This window comes from Streptomyces sp. T028, from assembly GCF_048159505.1.
Classification (GTDB): Bacteria; Actinomycetota; Actinomycetes; order Streptomycetales; family Streptomycetaceae; genus Streptomyces.
Window position 1 is genome coordinate 1 of sequence record NZ_JBLRVZ010000060.1, and the last position, 16,392, is coordinate 16,392.

17 protein-coding genes are annotated in these 16,392 nt (G+C 68.5%); 7 read left to right on the forward strand and 10 right to left on the reverse strand.

Going from position 1 to position 16,392, the window contains the following annotated elements:
- Window positions 1-491: 491 nt before the first annotated feature.
- The 5 genes from ACLZN2_RS44155 to ACLZN2_RS44175 form a co-directional block, all read right to left on the reverse strand.
- Complete coding sequence (locus tag ACLZN2_RS44155) at window positions 492-683, reverse strand: hypothetical protein (protein ID WP_416985452.1); 192 nt, start codon at window positions 681-683, stop codon at window positions 492-494.
- Window positions 680-1,999 (reverse strand): hypothetical protein, encoded by a 1,320-nt coding sequence (locus tag ACLZN2_RS44160; RefSeq protein ID WP_416985453.1) that lies wholly within the window; start codon window positions 1,997-1,999, stop codon window positions 680-682. The genes ACLZN2_RS44155 and ACLZN2_RS44160 overlap by 4 nt, the downstream gene beginning before the upstream one ends.
- Window positions 2,000-2,088: 89 nt before the next feature.
- Window positions 2,089-2,736 carry a WhiB family transcriptional regulator gene (locus ACLZN2_RS44165; RefSeq protein ID WP_416985454.1) on the reverse strand — a complete coding sequence of 216 codons (648 nt, stop codon included), beginning with the start codon at window positions 2,734-2,736 and terminating at the stop codon, window positions 2,089-2,091.
- Between the two features lie 133 nt (window positions 2,737-2,869).
- Window positions 2,870-3,625, reverse strand: coding sequence for an ATP-binding protein (locus ACLZN2_RS44170; RefSeq protein ID WP_416985455.1), 756 nt, complete (start codon window positions 3,623-3,625; stop codon window positions 2,870-2,872).
- Window positions 3,622-4,683, reverse strand: a complete 1,062-nt coding sequence (locus ACLZN2_RS44175; protein WP_416985456.1) for a hypothetical protein — start codon at window positions 4,681-4,683, stop codon at window positions 3,622-3,624. Before ACLZN2_RS44175 ends, ACLZN2_RS44170 begins: the two co-directional genes overlap by 4 nt.
- A gap of 804 nt (window positions 4,684-5,487) precedes the next feature.
- On the opposite strand from ACLZN2_RS44175, the gene ACLZN2_RS44180 reads away from it, so the two are divergent.
- Complete coding sequence (locus tag ACLZN2_RS44180; protein ID WP_416985457.1) at window positions 5,488-6,393, forward strand: helix-turn-helix domain-containing protein; 906 nt, start codon at window positions 5,488-5,490, stop codon at window positions 6,391-6,393.
- A 40-nt stretch (window positions 6,394-6,433) separates the two neighbouring features.
- On the opposite strand, the gene ACLZN2_RS44185 is transcribed toward ACLZN2_RS44180, so the two are convergent.
- From ACLZN2_RS44185 to ACLZN2_RS44195, 3 genes are read right to left on the reverse strand one after another with little or no spacing between them, the layout of a single operon-like run.
- A complete protein-coding gene (locus ACLZN2_RS44185; RefSeq protein ID WP_416985458.1) occupies window positions 6,434-7,627 on the reverse strand; it encodes an amidohydrolase family protein in 1,194 nt (397 codons plus the stop codon).
- A gap of 29 nt (window positions 7,628-7,656) precedes the next feature.
- Window positions 7,657-8,772, reverse strand: coding sequence for an MAB_1171c family putative transporter (locus tag ACLZN2_RS44190; protein WP_416985459.1), 1,116 nt, complete (start codon window positions 8,770-8,772; stop codon window positions 7,657-7,659).
- Window positions 8,773-8,775: 3 nt separating this feature from the next.
- The gene (locus ACLZN2_RS44195; RefSeq protein WP_416985460.1) at window positions 8,776-9,138 is read right to left on the reverse strand and encodes a hypothetical protein; all 363 of its coding nucleotides are present in this window, start codon (window positions 9,136-9,138) and stop codon (window positions 8,776-8,778) included.
- An 813-nt stretch (window positions 9,139-9,951) separates the two neighbouring features.
- On the opposite strand from ACLZN2_RS44195, the gene ACLZN2_RS44200 reads away from it, so the two are divergent.
- On the forward strand, window positions 9,952-10,443 hold the full coding sequence (locus tag ACLZN2_RS44200) for a pyridoxamine 5'-phosphate oxidase family protein (protein ID WP_416985461.1): 492 nt from the start codon (window positions 9,952-9,954) through the stop codon (window positions 10,441-10,443).
- 109 nt (window positions 10,444-10,552) lie between these two features.
- Here ACLZN2_RS44200 and ACLZN2_RS44205 read toward each other — a convergent pair whose 3' ends face one another.
- Both ACLZN2_RS44205 and ACLZN2_RS44210 read right to left on the reverse strand, forming a co-directional pair.
- Window positions 10,553-11,434, reverse strand: coding sequence for an aminoglycoside phosphotransferase family protein (locus ACLZN2_RS44205; RefSeq protein WP_416985462.1), 882 nt, complete (start codon window positions 11,432-11,434; stop codon window positions 10,553-10,555).
- Window positions 11,431-12,831 carry a helix-turn-helix domain-containing protein gene (locus ACLZN2_RS44210; RefSeq protein ID WP_416985463.1) on the reverse strand — a complete coding sequence of 467 codons (1,401 nt, stop codon included), beginning with the start codon at window positions 12,829-12,831 and terminating at the stop codon, window positions 11,431-11,433. The genes ACLZN2_RS44205 and ACLZN2_RS44210 overlap by 4 nt, the downstream gene beginning before the upstream one ends.
- A gap of 164 nt (window positions 12,832-12,995) precedes the next feature.
- On the opposite strand from ACLZN2_RS44210, the gene ACLZN2_RS44215 reads away from it, so the two are divergent.
- From ACLZN2_RS44215 to ACLZN2_RS44235, 5 genes are all read left to right on the forward strand, one after another.
- The gene (locus ACLZN2_RS44215; RefSeq protein ID WP_416985504.1) at window positions 12,996-13,508 is read left to right on the forward strand and encodes an ATP-binding protein; all 513 of its coding nucleotides are present in this window, start codon (window positions 12,996-12,998) and stop codon (window positions 13,506-13,508) included.
- Between the two features lie 119 nt (window positions 13,509-13,627).
- The gene (locus tag ACLZN2_RS44220; RefSeq protein ID WP_416985464.1) at window positions 13,628-14,104 is read left to right on the forward strand and encodes a hypothetical protein; all 477 of its coding nucleotides are present in this window, start codon (window positions 13,628-13,630) and stop codon (window positions 14,102-14,104) included.
- Between the two features lie 154 nt (window positions 14,105-14,258).
- The gene (locus tag ACLZN2_RS44225; protein WP_416985465.1) at window positions 14,259-14,657 is read left to right on the forward strand and encodes a DUF6415 family natural product biosynthesis protein; all 399 of its coding nucleotides are present in this window, start codon (window positions 14,259-14,261) and stop codon (window positions 14,655-14,657) included.
- A gap of 68 nt (window positions 14,658-14,725) precedes the next feature.
- Complete coding sequence (locus ACLZN2_RS44230; RefSeq protein ID WP_416985466.1) at window positions 14,726-15,379, forward strand: hypothetical protein; 654 nt, start codon at window positions 14,726-14,728, stop codon at window positions 15,377-15,379.
- A gap of 142 nt (window positions 15,380-15,521) precedes the next feature.
- Window positions 15,522-16,385: a radical SAM protein gene (locus ACLZN2_RS44235; protein WP_416985468.1), complete on the forward strand. Its 864-nt coding sequence runs from the start codon at window positions 15,522-15,524 to the stop codon at window positions 16,383-16,385.
- Window positions 16,386-16,392: the final 7 nt, after the last annotated feature.

The following is a 16,392-nucleotide window of genomic DNA, read 5'->3' on the forward strand; positions in this document are numbered from 1 at the left end:
GAGCCCTCGCGGCTTGCTTGAGCCGGATGCGTTGAAAGGCGCACGTCCGGTTCTGAGGGGGCCGGGGCCCAGAGATGGGCTCCGGCTACCCGACCGCGTCGAGGTCGAGTTGATTTCGGGCTCAGCTGGCGCGGGGGTGGGGTTTGTCGTCGGGTTCGTCATCGGGTTCGGTGCCTCGTGGTGCGTATCTGGTGCTGGATTTCGGCTACGAGTGCGACCATCGCGGCAGGGCCGTCGAGGACGCGGACGGGCGATTCGGCACCGTGCTGGACGAGCCACTGGCCGTTCGGGGCCAACACGGCCGCGTGCACAAGCTGGTGGCGGATCAGGACGGCCGCCCAGGCGGCTGCCTCTGCGACGGTCGGGAGGGAGGTGCGGTGGTTGCGGGAGTGGATGGTGGGTCCTCCGTGGCCGGGCGGCGGCCCGGCACAAGGCCGGACCACCGCGTCAGAAGGAATGGATCAGTGGCGTGGCCTGCGGTTATATGGGTGTCAGCCGCATAGGGGGCAGCGCTCGTAGTGCCTGCTGAGCGCTCTGGCCATGCGGCTCTTGACACCGTGGACGGTTGTCGCGCTGACCTTTCCCGCCCGTGTGCCCTCGTGGACCCTGGCATGGTTGCCCAGGTACGTGATGTCCCGCTCGTAGCCGCTCTTGATGCGGTCGAAGGATGCACAGGTCCTCATCGGGTCTTCCTTGGTGTGCGGGGCAGGTGAGCGAGCGTCGGGTCGGCGTACAGGTGGGCCTGGAGCTCGCCGAACAGCTCGTTGCTGACTTTGATGTTGTGTTTGCGCAGGTGTGGTCGTATCGCCCTGCGGGTCATCCGCCCTTCCGCTAGGGCGGCCTTGCGGGCGACCTCGACCTTCACCTCCCACGGGACGTCGTCGTCCTGGTCCGCCGCGGCGGACTGCGCCCCGGACGGGGAGCCGTCGGGGTGCGTGGTCCGCGCGCCCTGCGGACCGCCGGAGGAGTCGTCCTCGTCGTGGTCCGCAGGTTGGTCCGTGTGCTCCGAGGCGGGGCTGGTCCGCTGGTCCGGAGTCTCAGCGTCGTGGTCCGCGCGAGCGGATTGTGTCGGCTCGCCTGTGGTCCGCAGGGTGTGGTCCGTATCCTGCGGGTGGTCCCGGGCCTGCATCTGGTCCGTAGGTGAGCCGTGGTCCTCGCCCTCGTGATCGGCCTCATCAGCCGGTCTGCCGACGTCGTCCGCACGCTCGTGGTCCGCGGGTCGCTTCCGCTCGGCACGTACCTGACCTGCGGTATTGCTGGTCCGCTCCTTGTGGGCTGTCTCCTGTGCTCCAGGACCGGTTGCCTGGTCCGTGTGATCCGGTGTGGAGCTGGTCCGCTGGCGAGGAGCCTCAGCGTCGTGGTCTGCGGGGCCTGAGCCTGTCGGCTGGTTTGTGGTCCGCAGACGAACCTGCCCACCTGACCGATCCCCGGCATGGCCCCGGACTGCGCGCTCCGGACCAGACTGGTGCGCTGGTCCGCCGGCGCTGTCCGTACGAGGCTCGGCGTCCGCGCTGGCCCGTGTCAGGGGTACGGCTCCGTCGATGCTGGGGGTGCAAGGTGTGCCGGGACCGGTCTTGGCCAACGCACTGGTCTCGGCTGGAATCAGGGTCCGGTCCGCGTTGACCGTGGCGCCGAGATGGACGGCCAGTGCGGCGGCCAGTGGTGGCACGGCTGACACGGCGATCACCAGGTAGGGGCTGGTTTTGAGGTGCCCGGTCGACACCAGGTGGCCGACCGCGTTGAGGATGACGGACACCGCGACGGTCGTGAGCGTGAGCACCTGGCCGAGCTTTCGGCCGACGCCTGCCGCGATCCAGGCGAGGCCAGCGACGAGTGCCAGGGCATCGACGCTCACGGGAAGCGACCAGGCGAGCACGGCGCCCCAGCCCACGGCGCGTCCAAGGGCGGCAAGGGTGTCAGCGCTGGCAGCCATGGCAACGACGGTGACCAGGGTGGCGCCGACGACGATCAGGATGCGCTGGGTCTTGGTGGTGCCCACCTGCTGGACTCTTTCGTCGGGGTGGTTGCGAACGTGAGGCGCTTCTTCGCTCCGTCCGGCAGCGGCGGGAGGCGCAGCGGTGGGGTGGGTCATGCAGCCTTTCTGAGCGCGGTGATCAGGGCGGTGGTGTGGACCTGGCGGGGCACAGGCGAGGTGGTCACCTCGGACTCGTCGCCGTCCTCCCCTTCGTCCTCGGGGTGCTCCTCGTCGGTGGCGTCGGTCTCCTCGTCGTACAGGCCCCAGTAGCGGTCGCGATCCGTGACGTCGTGGGCGGCCTGCCGCATCAGGTCCTTGGCCCACTCGAGTTCGAGCTGGAGCGCGTAGGCGAGGCGCTCGACCGTCCAACCGCGGGCGTAGGCGTGACGGACCACTGCTTCGCGTTCGGCTTCGCTGAGGTGCACGTCGCGTCCTTGGAAGGCGGCGAGGACGCGGCTGTAGTCCAGGCGCTTGCTGACCCTGGCGTGCCAGCGGCGGCGTTCCGCCTCGGTCAGCCCGCCCCACATGCCGTGGCGGATCTCGTTGTCGAGGGCGTAGTTGAAGCAGTCCTTCTTGACCGGGCACCGGCCGCAGATGGACTTGGCCTCGGCGATGGCCGCGTGGCTGCGGGGAGCGTGGAAGAACAACTCGTCGGCGTCCTCGGCGGGCATGCCGTAGCACAGGCCCCGGGCATGCCAGCTGTGGTCGGCGATCCCGCGCAGCGTCGGGCGCGCGGTGTCGTTCGTGGTGATGGTGCGCAAGGAAGTCTCCGGGTACACCTCGGTGGGGCGCGCGGTGCCGACGGCGGGTGGATACGGCGCGGCGCGGTGATGAGGCGGGGTGAGGGCGCGGCGGTGCCGCACCGGAGTTGGCGTCAAGGAGAGGGGCCGGGCTTCAGCGGCGGAGGAAGCGGCGGTCCGGGCCGGTGAAGTGGACCGGCGTGCACATGCCGGACAGGCGGGACAGGACGCGGTCGCCGACCTTGTCGCGCAGGACCGGCTGCTGCGGGGGCACGCTGCGGTCGCGGACGGGCGGCAGGTTCGTGGTGAAGATCGTCGGCAGGCGGTTCTGGCAGCGCCAGTTCACCAGCCGGAAAGTGATCTCCTCCGTCCACTCCGAGCCCTTGGCGGCGCCGAGGTCATCAAGCAGCAGCAGCGGCACCCGCACGATCCGGCGCAGCATGTGCTCCGGGTCCACGCCGGCCTGTGGGCGCATGTCGGCGTACAGGTCGGCGGCGGTGGTCGCCTGCCAGCTCACGCCGCACCCGGCGGCGGTCAGGGCCCGGATCGCCCCGTACGCCTGGTGGGTCTTGCCGGCCCCGGTGCCGCCCCACAGCAGCAGCGACGGGCCGTGCGCGATCCGCCGGCGCCCGGCCGTGCCGAAATGCGGGTTGAGTCCGCCCGCGTTCGGCTCGATGGCCGCCTCGGTGATGGTGCGCACCCAGGCGGCGACGTCGGGGTGCTCGACCACGGCGTCGCGGTAGTCGACCGGGATGCGCTCCTGGGCGGCTTCCAAGGCCGGGATCGGCTCCGGGGTGTCCGGCAGCGACGCGGTCGGATCGATGCCGCGCTCGGCCAGCTTCGCCTCCAGGCGGGCACGGAGTCGCTCCCCGATGGCGGGCTGCGGGTCGGCGAGGTGCGCGCGGGTCACAGGCGGCCTCCGAACGTCGTCGGCTCGGTCGGGTTGAGGTACGGCGTGTAGCGGGACGTGCTGGTGCTGGCCCAGGGCCTCGCGCCGGAGGCGGACGACGGCACCGAGGCAGCCTGCGGGGCAGCGTTGACGACCTCGTTCACCAGGCTCGGCAGCACGCTCGGGTGCAGCCCCTTGGCCCGCAGCCGCTCCAGCGCTACGCGGATGTCCTGCGGCTCGAACCGCTCGTCCAGCAGGACCTTGACCTTGCGCCCCAGCAGCCCGAGGAAGTCCTCCGGCGGTCGGCGCTGACAGTCCCGGATGTACTCGGCCACCAGTTCCTTGGCGGAGACCGATCCGGAGACGGCGTCGGGTGCGGGTGCCTCGCGCCCCGTAAGGAAAGATCCAGGATCCAAGATCCTAGATCCAGAGCGCGAGTCCTCCGGTACTCCTCCGGTAGTCCTCCCGGAGTCCTCCTGGAATGCCGCCCGACCTGCAGTTTTCCCGGACGGTGCCGCAGTGGGGGCAGCGAGCCCGTCGGGAGGCACAGACGCAGGTTCACCGGGAGCGGCGGGGGTGGACTCGGCAGGGGCGGTGGCGGCGGGAACGGGACTGTGCACCGCTCCCTGCGGGCTACCGGAGTCCTCCCGGAGGTTTTCAGTAGGCGTCACGGACACCGCATTGCGCGCCGTGGGGCAATCACCGGTCTGGCACTTGCCGCACGGCTGACTGCCCTGGTGACTGGGGCAGCGCGGCACACGGGACGCCGTGGGCTTGTTGATCCTCTGGTGCTGCTCCCACGTCACGACGTGGAGCCACGTACGCCCGTCACAGCCGGTGTAGCGGCAGATCAGCCCAGCGGCGGCCAGCTCCTCCAGGTCCTGGGCGACATGGGCGGCGGTGTGCTCCGGGCGCAGGGCCCACAGCCGACCTGCGATGATCGCCGGGTGGTCGCGGTGACGGCCGGAGTCGTCGGCCTGTGTCAGCAGCCCGATGAAGGTGAGCATGGCGGTCACCGAGCACTCGGCCAGCGACTCCGACTCGAACATCTCGGGCTTGACGGTGCGGATGCGTGCCATCAGGCATCACCGCCACTGCGCTGCACCGACGGGGTGGACGGGGCACAGGCTGCCGCGCCGGCCAGGGAGTGTGGCCTTTTGCGCAGGGCAGTCGACATGCGAAACTCTCCTGTGAAGTGAACCCGCGCCGGTACGCCCCGTGGAAAGGGCCGGTGCGGTGATGGGTGAATCTCCCGCCCTTGCACAGGCAGGAGTGTCATCTCGCGATCGGCGTCTGTGAGTTGCACGCTCTCAGGCGCCGACGCTGTTCTCCGGGCCGAAGCCCTGTGCTCGGGGCGGTGCGCGTCGCAACGCTTCTCCTCTCGTGCAGGTCGCGGAGCCGGTGCCCCGCGGGGGGACCAGCAACATACGTGTGACCTGGCACGACATCCAGACTTAGCTCTTGAATCCTCTACAACTTGTCGCGGCGCCGCCGAGCGCGGGCCGAGGAGGCGGAGCGAAGCGAAGGGGGGCGGTCCCCGGAGTCACACGGCGCACGCCTCGAGCGGGCTGGCCGCTCGGCTTAAGAGGTGCTGCGGCATGGCTCGGACTTCCTGACGGGGATGGGGAGAACGGGATGCCCGCTGCAGGGCGGGGCGCTATCGGCCCCGGACACGCAGATGGAGCACGCCGCGCCGTCGCGAAGAGGGGACCCCTCGCACGAGGCGTGGGCCTCACCGCAGCCTGGGGGCTGGTGGGGAGGCCGAAGCCAGAGGGCCAGCTGTATGCGAAGGCACCCTGTTTTCGCTACCCTGAAGCTATTCCCAGCTGAAGTAAAAGTCAACAAGATAGATTCGCTTCAACTTGCAGAAAAAGCGAGGTCTGATGCCTGCCCGTCACTTCGACCGACACCGTGCTCGCGCGGTACGGCGAGCTGCCGACATCCTCCAGAGCGAGGTGGCGGCAGAGCTGGGCGTGTCCGACTCCGCGGTAGCGAACTGGGAAGCCGGTCACTCCTCGCCCGATCCGGAGAAGCTGCCCGCATACGCGGCGGCGCTCAGGGGCGCCCTGGACGATCTGTTTCCCCGTACCGGCCTGGCCGACCTGGCTGATCTGCGCTGTGATGCCGGCATCTACCAGTACGAGACGGCCGAGGTGATCGGGACCAGGAGCGCCGGCCCGGTCGCGGGAGCCGAGCGAGGTGACCGCCGGCTCAAGGACAAGTACGTCCCGGCCCTGGCAGCGAAGTACGGCGTCAGTGAAGCGGAGCTGCGCCGGGCCGAGGACCGTTCCATGGCCGCCGCGGAGGCGAGGAAGAACGGCACGGCGGCAGAGCCGGGGGCCCAGGAAGCTGCTGTGCAGTTCGACGGGCCGCCGGGATCCCTCGCCGAGAAGATCACGCTGATTCTGCAGCGCTCGTATCCCGGTCCGCAGGGGCCCCCGTCGGACGCCGAAATGGCGGCCGCCGTGAATGCCCACGCGGGGACGGCGATCATCACAGAGGAGGGCTTCGCCGATCTGCGGGCCGGTGTCACGGACACGGCGCCGTCCGCGGTCCTGGACGCGCTGGCCGCCGTGTTCGGCGTGTCTCGGATGTACTTCGAGCCGGACGAGGCGGTGGCCGCCCAGGTCTATCAGGGGTTGCAGCTGCTGGCCGCCGCGAAGAAGGGCGCCGTAGGCCGGGTGAGGGCCCGCGGCCTGGGCTCGCGGGGCCTGTCGCCTAGGGCGCTGGCGCTGGTCAACGAGCTGGTGGCGGAGCTGGAGGAGAAAGAAGCGGACACGGGCAAGTAGTCCGGCCCGCAGCCCTTGAGGTTGCGGGCCGGTGGCGTGGCTACTGCTCCTTCTGTGCCGGAGAGTCCGGCCCGTGCACTCGTCCCGCCGCGATCACAGTACGGACATGGCGGAGGGCGCTGAGGTCGTCCAACGGATCTCCGTCGACGACCAGCAGGTCCGCGATGAGTCCGGGCGCGATCCGGCCCGTCTTCTCGCCCAGACCCAGGGCTCCGGCCGCGTCCGCGGTGGCCATGTCGAGGATCCTGCTGTTGGGCAGGCCCAGATGCTTGTAGAAGGCGAGTGCTGGCACGAGCCCATCGAACCCGGCTCGCTGCACGCCGGCGTCCGTTCCGGCAACGAGCTTGGCACCGGCCTCGGCCATCTCCCGGACCAGGGCGAACATGGCTGCCGCCCGCTCCTCGCCGAAGAACTTTGGCAGCATCTGCCAGTGCGGGCTGACGGCCGGGCAGACCACGATGCCCTGGTCGATGATCTTCTTCAGGACGTCCCGGCGAAGATCGAAACCGTCACTCGTCATCCAGGTGCAGTGCTCGATGGTGTCCACGCCAGCGTCTACGGCCGCGGCGATACCGTCCGCTCCGTGAGCGTGCGCGGCCACCGGCACGCCGGCCTGATGGGCCTCGTCCACCAGGGCTTGGAGTTCCTCCGTGGAGAACTGGCTCTGCCAGCTCTTCGGACCGTCCTTGGTCAGCCCGCCACCGGTCACCATCGCCTTGATCACGCCAGCGCCCGTCGCGAGGTTGCGCCGCACAAGATCACGGACCTCGGCCACGCCGGAGACTTCACCGCCCAGGAAATAGCAGTGGCCTCCGGGCGGAGTCGCCGGTGTGCCCGCGGCCACGATACGAGGGCCGGGAGTGCCGCCCTGGCTGATCTCCTCGTCGAGGCGGAAGGCCAGGCCACCTCGATCGCCCAGGTCGCGGACCATCGTCACACCGCTCAGCAGGAGCTGCTCCGCGCGCCGGCGCATGTCCTGAAGCAGTCTCTCGTCGCTCGACTCGGCGAGGGTGGCCACAGGCTCGCCGCCACCGTCGAACGCGAGATGTACATGCGCGTCGATCAGTCCGGGCACCACCGTTGCGTCGGGAAACGCCAGGTGCGTCCCGTCGGCGCGGTCAGCGAGGCGCGTGCGCGGCCCGACTTCGGTGATCGAGTCGCCCTCTACGAGGACAGCGCCGTCTTCCAGGTACGTCCCGGAGCCGGTCAGGACCCTGCGGGCGGTGATCAGCATCTCGTCTCGTCTCCCTCGTTCTTCCACGGTCACGCAGGCAGTCGGAGCGCTTCCGACACCGCGATGAGCTGGCGGACATCCGCGTTCCGGTCGTCTTCCTGCGGCGCCGCCAGGGCGACTGCCTGCCCCGGTGCCGCGACGCCGTTCTCGATCATGGCCACGGCGGATCGCAGGCGTCGGGCCAGCTGAGTCGGCTCAAGGTCCAGCAGGTCGGTGCCGTCCTCGACGCGCACCAGGTAGGGGCTGATGTCGACCAGTCCGTCCCGGCATTCCACTATCCGCCGGTGATAGCGGCGGTGCACGCCTCGCGCTCGCCACCGATCCCAAAGCCCGCGGGAAGCAGGGCGCAGCTCATTCTCGGGGTAGACCTCGATCAGCAGCTGCCACAGTGGGGTCAGCCGACGGTGATCTCGCCGCCGGCGCAGCCACAGCCGCGTCGCCGTGATCCTGGCGCGGACCCCCGAATAGGTGATGCCTGCGACGAAGAGCAGACTCGACACCACCAGCCCGACCGCCACGCTCGCCGTGAGCTGGTGCGGCACGGACCCACCGCTCCACCGGACGGCGACGAAGACCGCACGCACGGCGCAGGCCACCGCCATCGCCCCGAGGCCGATCGCGGTCATCCACAGCCCCGTGGCGTGCGGGCGCCGCGACATGCGGGCATAGCGGGCGGACCACCATCCGGCAGCCCCGAGCGCGTACATCAGATACAGGCCCGCGCCGGCGTAGAAGAAGGCGACCTGGGAGATCGTCATGTCCGCCGTGCTGAATGAGCCGGCGAGCGCCTCGTGCGGGACGCTCACGGCCGCCAGGATGATCGCCACCGCGACCACGGTTACGATGACGGCTTCCCACCGGGCGCGGCGCCGCGCTCCCTGGCCGTCGGCTGAGTACAGGTAGAAGCACATCAGGAAGTAGACCGTCCCCAGCAGCAGGACGTTCTGGACCAGCTTTGCCGTCCCGTGCCCGGCCACGGTGTCGATGCCAGTGCTGCCCCCCGGCATGGCTACCGGATAGGACAGGCCCGCGCTCAGGAGGGAGAGGGCGACTGATCGGGTGGGAGCGTCGTGCGGGGCACGCGACCACAGGTAGAGCCGCCAAATGACCGCAGCCGCGATGATCAGCAGGAGTATCTCGGTCACGGACTACAACCACCCTCGCCGGTCGCCCAGGGCGGACTGAACCCGACGTACCACCGGGTCTTCCGACAGCGGGGGGAGTTCGTCCAGCACCGAGGACCACTCCAGGACGATCGTGGCTGCGAGTTCGACCGAGCACTCCTCCTGGTCCTCGTACGAGCAGCGGCGGGCGACCCGCCGAATCAGCTTGGGATCGAGGACGGGGATGAGGGTTGCCCAGCCCTCGACGAAGTCGTCCGGGGGTTCCTCCAGCGACTCCTTGGCCTGGTCCTCCTCCCATTCGGCGACGAGGATGTGGAGGATCTCGTGGAGGATGATCTGCCGCTGGTGCAGCCGAGTCGTCTCCTGCTGGTAAAGGATCACGTCCATATCCGGCACATCGATCCACAGCCCCGAAGGCCCCGGCTTCTCCAGCGGGAAGGGGCGCAGGACGATCGGCCGCCCCCGCCTCTCGCTGAGCGCCTGGACCAGCTCCTCCAGGTTCAGGGGAGGCTGAATACCGAGCTCTCGAAGTTCTCGCCTCAGACGGCGGTGCAGTTCCCGCTCTACCGTCCGCTTGTCGGCGGTACGCCACCGCCCCAGTCGGCGACGGCTTGCTGAGCGTTGTACAGGCCCCTTGGCTTCTGCCGCGCTGCGGTCATGTCTTTCCGACCACATCAGTAATCCCCTTCGCACCAGCCGTTGATCGCGCCGACACGAAGCCGGCGCCGACCACGCCTGTGTCGACAGCATCCAGTCCCCTCTGCACAGCGCAGCCGCAAGTGGTCACGGGCGTCGAGGGCAGCGCGTCGTTGGTCGCGAGCGGCCGGGCCGTGCATCGCAGGACGCGTTCCCCAAGACTCCCAAGCAGCGAAAGATCACTAGCGCGAACGAGCAAGGAAGCAAAGCCACACGCCGTCGGCATGCATCGGGAATGCCTTCGGACACTACGCGAAGCTGGAACCGGCGCACGCTGCTCACCAGCACACAGGTACTGAGTGTGAGACTGCCGCAAATCGGCCCACGTTGCTCTGGATCATGGCTTGAAATTGGGCTTCGTGCGCAGACCACAACCGCCACAATCGCAACGATAGGCACTCGCAGCCGTTATAAATCTGAGACATTTAATCTGGCCTGATAGCGGACATTGCCTATTCAAAGCGGCGGCGCGACCTTGCTTGGATAGTTGTCTCTGATGTGGAGGTGGTCACTTTTGAGCCAATCGGAGTGCTGGCCGTCGTTATCCTCCAGGTCATGCCTAGCGACATATCCAGCCAGACGCTTAGCTACTCGGCGTTCTGGTCTGAGTACCATCTGTGCACACTGACCACGATGCGCTCCGACGGCAGCCCGCACGTGGTGCCCGTGGGCGTCACTCTCGACGCTGACGCAGGGATAGCTCGCGTTATCACACGCAAATCAAGTAAGAAGGTCGCCAACATTCAGGCGTCACGTCCCGGCGAAGCCCGCGTCGCCGTCTGTCAGGTCGACGGGGGGCGCTGGGCCACCCTGGAGGGCACGGCGGAAGTTGTCACCGACGCCGCCGCTGTCGATGACGCAGTGGCCCGCTACGCCAACAGGTACGGCAGAAGGCCAGGCCCCGATCCCGAGCGCGTAGTCATCGAGATCACGATCGAGCGGGCCATGGGGCTGGTCAACCATCCCCGCCCAATGTCGACGGAAGGCGCCGGCTGAGCCGTAGTGCACGTCGCGGACGCTGTCCCACCAAAGACTCCCGCCCCGGACGATCTTCGGCGCAGTACTTCCAGCTGAGAAGACGAGCGACCGTTCGCTGGCATTGGCACTACGTGATCCCTTTCCAGTGCCAGGGGCGCGGTTCTGTCCGGCCGCGTAGGCAGTCGACGCGGTATTGAGCCTCTGCTTCCCACTCGGGCCGAGTTGCGGCGTGTTGGGCCGCGTACGTGGTCATGCGCAACTCGCGGGCTCCGGCGAGGAGTCCGTACCCCGCCCACTGCGTGACGTCTGTACCGTATGCCGCGCAGAACTCGGCGTACTCGGTCTGAGTGACTGCGCCAGTCGTGGTCATTTTGACCGCGGTGGACACGAGGTCCCACTCTGGGGGCCCCACGGAGGCCCGTTCGAAGTCGAGCAGTACTGGTCCGTCTGGGGTGCGTACGACGTTGCCCACCCACGCGTCCCCGTGCACCACGCACTCAGGTAGGCCATCAGGCCGTTGCTCCCACCGCTCACGGAGCTCGTCGTGCCGTTCCCGAAGCCACCGGCGGTCGTCCTCCGGGAGCCATGTGGCTGCCTCGATCCTGTCAGCGACTCGGACGAACGGATCCAGCCGGTCGAGCGGCAGGTCCGGGACCGGCAACGGGTGGAGCTGCTTGAGCAGCGTGACGACGTCCATGACCGTGCCGACTTCATGGGGTGGCAGCTCAGCCCAGAACGTGACGGGACGGCCCGCAGCCTCAACCGGTTGGTCGACCGGAAGCGCGCGTACCGCCGGCACCTCGTGGCCAGCGAGCCACCGGGCTACGAGGACTTCGCGGACAGCGGCCTTCCACTGCCCGGCTCGGGCGATGCGGACGATCACCTCGCCGGGCAGGCGCCATATTTCGTTCTCGGCGATGCGTACAGGCTCGGCGCCTGCCGGGTCGAAGCCTGCCTGCGCGCAGGCTTCTTCCAGGACGGCACGTGCGGGGACAGCCGAGATCATCATGCCTGCAAGGTAGTCGTGATCCGCTGGCGCAGGTGCGCCGCCTCCTCCAATGTGCGGTGCCTTGCTGCGAAGCGTCGGAGTTCCTTGAGGTCGTCGGCTGCCCTCCGCGAAGTGAGTCGGCCGACATCGTCGAGGGCCTGGTGGCCGATGGCGACTGCCTGTACCGGGTCTCCCTTCGCCATGACCAGTGACGCCAGCTTTGTGAGGGAGATCCCGCGAGAGCGGGCATAGTCGTCACCGTGCCCGGCGACCGCCGTTGTGAACCGGTCTGCGGCCCGACCGGGGTCTTGGTCGGCGTGAATGGTCAGATCCCAGAGCGCATGGGCTGTATCGCCGTGGTGCTGTGCCTCGTCGTAGTAGTGCATCCACGGCGGATCTTCGGCAGGGTTCGAGCGGGCGAAGGCGTCGTCGGCCGCGCCGACCGCGGCCATCGTGCCTTGCATGTCGTGCATCTTCCCGAAGGCGCGGGCTCGGGCGCTGTGCATCATGGCCTGGATCGTGGGGGTGAGCCGGTCGGAGCGGACCAGGCCCTTTTCCGCGTACGTGAGGCCCTCGTCCGGGTCGCCGAGCCAGATCGCCTGACGGGCCAGGAAGGAGAACGTCTTTGCGCGAAGCCACCAGTCGCCGACCGCCTCAGCGCATTCGGACGCGATCTTGAAGGCGACCCGGGCCTCGTCGTGGGCGTAGGTGTCGAAGTGTGTCGCGCCGACGACGATGCCCAGCCGCGCGACGCTGCCGAAGAGATCCTGACGTAGGGGCTCCGGACAGCTGACCGAGAGCAGTCGTACGGCCCATTCCATCGAGCGGCTGGCGAAATCGCCGACCAGGCCCCCACCGCCTTGGGCGTTGTCCCATCGGTGGATGCCGTCGGCGATGTGCCGCAGCTGTTCGAGTTCCGTCGGGCGGATCCGCCTCGGGAGCTGGGGCGGAGCGGTCGGGGATACGAGTCTGGCGAGTTCCATCGGGGCGATGGCGGCAAGGCTGGTGGCAGCCACAAAGGCGCGTCGGTCCACTGACGAAAGGCTCTCAGGTAGCTGGGCAGAGCTGTCTCTGCCCAGCATGCGGCCTCCACGGACCTGAACGGTCCCCTCCACCGGACTATGGCGCGCACTATCCGCTTCACGCCGCTGTTTATCCGCATCGCCGAACACCATCCCCCATGCGCGAGTGAGTACTCCGCCCGTCTCAAGGACGTCGTCCAGGAGCACCGCGAGGTCCCGAGGGCACTTGTACTGGCCCTTCTCAATCTTGTAGAGCACATCGGGGCTGACCTGGACCTTCGGCCCCAACTGGGTGGGACGCAAACCCGGGTGACGCTTACGCCAGTAGCGCAGCTCGGCGCCGAACCATTCCTGCGGCGAGGCCTCGGGGGTGAGCACTTTCTCTGGCTGCGGCATCAACTGTCCCTGGGTCGTGATGCGGATACCTCAACTCTCCGCATCCGGATCTGCACGCGAGTCTCGCGACCTGACTGAATAGTTGCTGACCGGTGCCACACCAGTACACACCGCAGTCAGACCTCCCCGGTGAGGATTCCGCCAGACCGAAGAGTGGATCTGTGATGGCCGACCTATTGGAACTGCCCGCTACGCCAGCGACCGGCGTGCGCGCCACGACGCGCAGCGCCCCGGGACACCTGGCGATAGACCTCGACGTATCCCCCGAGGCTGTACCGATCACGAGGTCCATCGTGTGTGCCCACCTGAAGCTGTGGGGCGTGGCCGGCCTGAGTGACCGAGTGGCCCTGACGGTCTCGGAGCTGCTGGCCAACGTCCTGCGGCACACGCGACCCGCCCCTCGCACCGGGGCGAAGAGCGCTCAGCTCACCGTCACGCGCCTGTCCGAAGCAGTGAACGTCTGCGTGCGCGACTTCGACCCGGTGCTGCCCAAGCTCGCCTACCTCACTGATGACGCTGAGCACGGCCGTGGCTTGCACCTCGTCATGGCCTACGCCGACGACTTCGGGTGCTCGCCCCACCACGGCGGCAAGGACATGTGGGCAAACTTCCTGATTGGTGCCAGGCAGACGGCGACTGCGGAGACTCACCCCGGGGGCCCGGAGGACGTCCGGTGAGTACAGAGGTGCGTGCCCTGGGTGCGACAGGACCGGGCGTGCCCGGGCATGCCCGGACGGACCGTGACCGCGCAGTCCGATCCTGGCTCCTGGCCGCCGCATTCGAGCCGAGGGAGGCAGTGAAGAACTGGGCCGTGCGGAAAGGGCTGGCACTGATTCGCTGCGGTGGTCTCCTCAGCGCGGTTCGGATCCCGACCGACCTGGTGCGTGCGGCTGCCGGCAGTGACAACCTGCGGGAGATCGACGCCTTTCTCGCGAACGTATTGCCCGGCGGCCCCGTGTTCGCAGACCAGCACGGTGACTCGTACTACGTCCTCGTGCCGTCGAGTACCAGGCGGCGCGCGGAGTGGGCGACCGGATCTCGCCGCAACTCAGGAGCGGAGTTCCTCGGGATGGGCTCCTACCTCGATGTGCCACGGCCCGAGGCCACCAATTCGGAAGCCGGGCACTCGTACTGGTGTGTCCCGGTAACCAGTCCCGGTGCCCTCGCCGATCCGGACACGGTGTCGCGGTTCCTGACGTTCGCTTTGCGTCGGCAGGAGCAGGCAGCGGAGGAGCCGCCCGGCAGCCCGCCGCTTACACCGGGCACTGCATAGACAGCGCGTCGGCCGCTCGTAGTCCTCCCCACGATGTGTAGCCGACAGTCGACATCTTCCCTACCTTCCCCCAACACCGCGAGAGAGATATGTCCGAACTCCTCCTCTTCCAGGGCCTTCCTGTCCGTCCCGGGGTCCCCGCAGCGTGGTCCTGATGGTCGCAGTGATGAGTGATGTTGCCGCGCCGCTGCCGAATCTCCAGTGGTGTACCGGCCCTGAGGTGCTCGAAGCGCTCCAGCGGGCGCTGCTCCGTTCCCTGGCCCTTGAGACTCTCGACCATCAACTGTTCGAGGACTTGGAAGCCGTACTGGGCGAGCATGCGCGTCCCACTCCGCAGGAGATTGTCGCCATCGCCTGGGGGCTGCGGCAGGCAACCACGAAGCTGGTCGAATCCGCACCATACCTCGTGACGCCGTACCCCCTCGCCGAGGTACGGAGCCTGATCAATCTGAGCGCCGAGCACCCAGGCTCCGAGAACGCACTCGGGCACCTCCGCCGTTTTGCCCTGGCCGTCCTCGCCCTCCTTGACCTGGTGGGAGATGACGGCACATGACATGCGCTCCTCCTCGGTTTGCGCGCCCAGTCCATTCCACGTTCCGCCCCGTCACCACGAGAGAGAACATGCGCGAACGCCTCACCTACAAGGGCCATCCCGTCCCCTACATCACCGCATGGAGCGGCGAGCGCCTACCACAGCCGCGGGTCGTCCTGGCCGCCGACGGCATCGCCTTCAAAGGCTCGGTCGCCGCCAACGGCAACGCCCAGGGCCGGGACCCGAGCGGGGTGCTGTGGCAACGGTGGGCACTGCGCCAGGGCGACGGGATGCCCGAGTACAGCGTGGTGCACGGGCCCCGGCAGCGGCGCGCGATGCGGAAGCTGCTGTGTCAGGTGTGCGGCGGCCCCTCGGACAAGAACGAGCAGGGCTACCTGTGGCTGCTGGAGGACTACCGGGGCGTGGCCGGCTGGCCCGAGAAGGAGGTTACGACGCATCCGCCGGTGTGCCGTGCGTGCGCGCCTGTGGCCGCGCGTCTGTGCCCGCACCTGGAGAACAAGGTCGTGGCGATCCGTGCGGGTGGAGTTCTCGTTGATGGCGTGCACGGCAACCTCTACGAGCGCGGCGGGGGGCTGTTGCCGGTGGTGAAGGAGAAGAAGGTGGTGTTCTCCGGTGACTGGCGCGTGAGGTGGATGTTCGCCAACCAATTGGCCGCCACCCTCACGAACGTCACGATCGTCGACCTGCCCGGTCTGGGCGCACGAAGGAGGGCCTCAGCATGAGCCGCAAGGCCAGTGGTTTGCTCCTGCTCCGTACGCCACCGTGGCCGGTTTCTTCCTCGTCTTCGCGGCCACCGCAGGCGTCGCGCAGCGATCAACCGCACACACCCGCGGCACCTGACAACCTCACGAACAGGGGACACAGATGACGATCGCACCCGAAGCTCCCGCCCAGCCGACAATTCCAGAGTTCATTGAGTTGGAGATCACCGGCCGCTGCCAGCTCACCTGCCCGTCCCTCTGCTACGCCAAGGCCGGTCCCACCGAGGGGCATGGTGACATGACGGCGGACGACTGGAAGCGGCTCATCAGCGAGGCCGCCGCCATCGGCGTGCAGAAAGTGCAGTTCATCGGCGGCGAGCCCACCATGCACCCCGAGTTCGAAATCCTCGTGCGCCGCGCCCTGGCCGAAGGGCTCGGCGTCCAGGTCTACAGCAACCTGTACCGCGTTCGGCTGGAGCACTGGGAGCTGTTCGAGCACCCGGAGGTATCCCTGGCGACGTCGTACTACAGCGACCTGGCGGAGGAACATGATCGGGTCACCGCTCGGAAAGGTTCCCACGCGGCGACCCGCGCGAACATCGTCCAGGCCGTGAAGCGCGGGATCCCCCTCCAAGTCGGCATCGTCGAAGTCTTCGAGGGGCAGCGCACAGCGCAGGCCCGCGAGGAGTTGCTCGGCCTCGGTGTTCGCAGGGTGAACACGGACCGAGTCCGCAGCGTCGGCCGGGGCGAGGTGCACGTCCCGAGCACGAAGGACTTGTGCGGCGGCTGCGCGGACGGGCGGGCCGCGGTCATGACCGACGGCACGGTGACGCCGTGCGTGCTGGGCCGGTTTTTGAAGACAGGGAACGCGAAGACCGAGGGCCTGGCCGCGGTGTTCAGCGGGCAGCAGTGGGTGGACACCGCAGCGAGCATCCCCAGGCGGACCGCCTCCTCCGGCTGCACGCCGGCCGACTCCAACGACTGCGACCCGGCGAACACCGAGGCCTGCGACCCTGCATACGATTGAGAAAGGA

Excerpts from the sequence above, each read along its gene's own strand:
- ACLZN2_RS44225 (WP_416985465.1), top strand. The coding sequence starts at position 14,259 with ATGGTCGCAGTGATGAGTGATGTTGCCGCGCCGCTGCCGAATCTCCAG.
- ACLZN2_RS44185 (WP_416985458.1), bottom strand. The coding sequence starts at position 7,627 with ATGCTGATCACCGCCCGCAGGGTCCTGACCGGCTCCGGGACGTACCTG.
- ACLZN2_RS44230 (WP_416985466.1), top strand. The coding sequence starts at position 14,726 with ATGCGCGAACGCCTCACCTACAAGGGCCATCCCGTCCCCTACATCACC.
- ACLZN2_RS44155 (WP_416985452.1), bottom strand. The coding sequence starts at position 683 with ATGAGGACCTGTGCATCCTTCGACCGCATCAAGAGCGGCTACGAGCGG.
- ACLZN2_RS44205 (WP_416985462.1), bottom strand. The coding sequence starts at position 11,434 with ATGATGATCTCGGCTGTCCCCGCACGTGCCGTCCTGGAAGAAGCCTGC.
- ACLZN2_RS44180 (WP_416985457.1), top strand. The coding sequence starts at position 5,488 with ATGCCTGCCCGTCACTTCGACCGACACCGTGCTCGCGCGGTACGGCGA.
- ACLZN2_RS44210 (WP_416985463.1), bottom strand. The coding sequence starts at position 12,831 with ATGCCGCAGCCAGAGAAAGTGCTCACCCCCGAGGCCTCGCCGCAGGAA.
- ACLZN2_RS44175 (WP_416985456.1), bottom strand. The coding sequence starts at position 4,683 with ATGGCACGCATCCGCACCGTCAAGCCCGAGATGTTCGAGTCGGAGTCG.
- ACLZN2_RS44215 (WP_416985504.1), top strand. The coding sequence starts at position 12,996 with ATGGCCGACCTATTGGAACTGCCCGCTACGCCAGCGACCGGCGTGCGC.
- ACLZN2_RS44195 (WP_416985460.1), bottom strand. The coding sequence starts at position 9,138 with ATGGACGTGATCCTTTACCAGCAGGAGACGACTCGGCTGCACCAGCGG.
- ACLZN2_RS44235 (WP_416985468.1), top strand. The coding sequence starts at position 15,522 with ATGACGATCGCACCCGAAGCTCCCGCCCAGCCGACAATTCCAGAGTTC.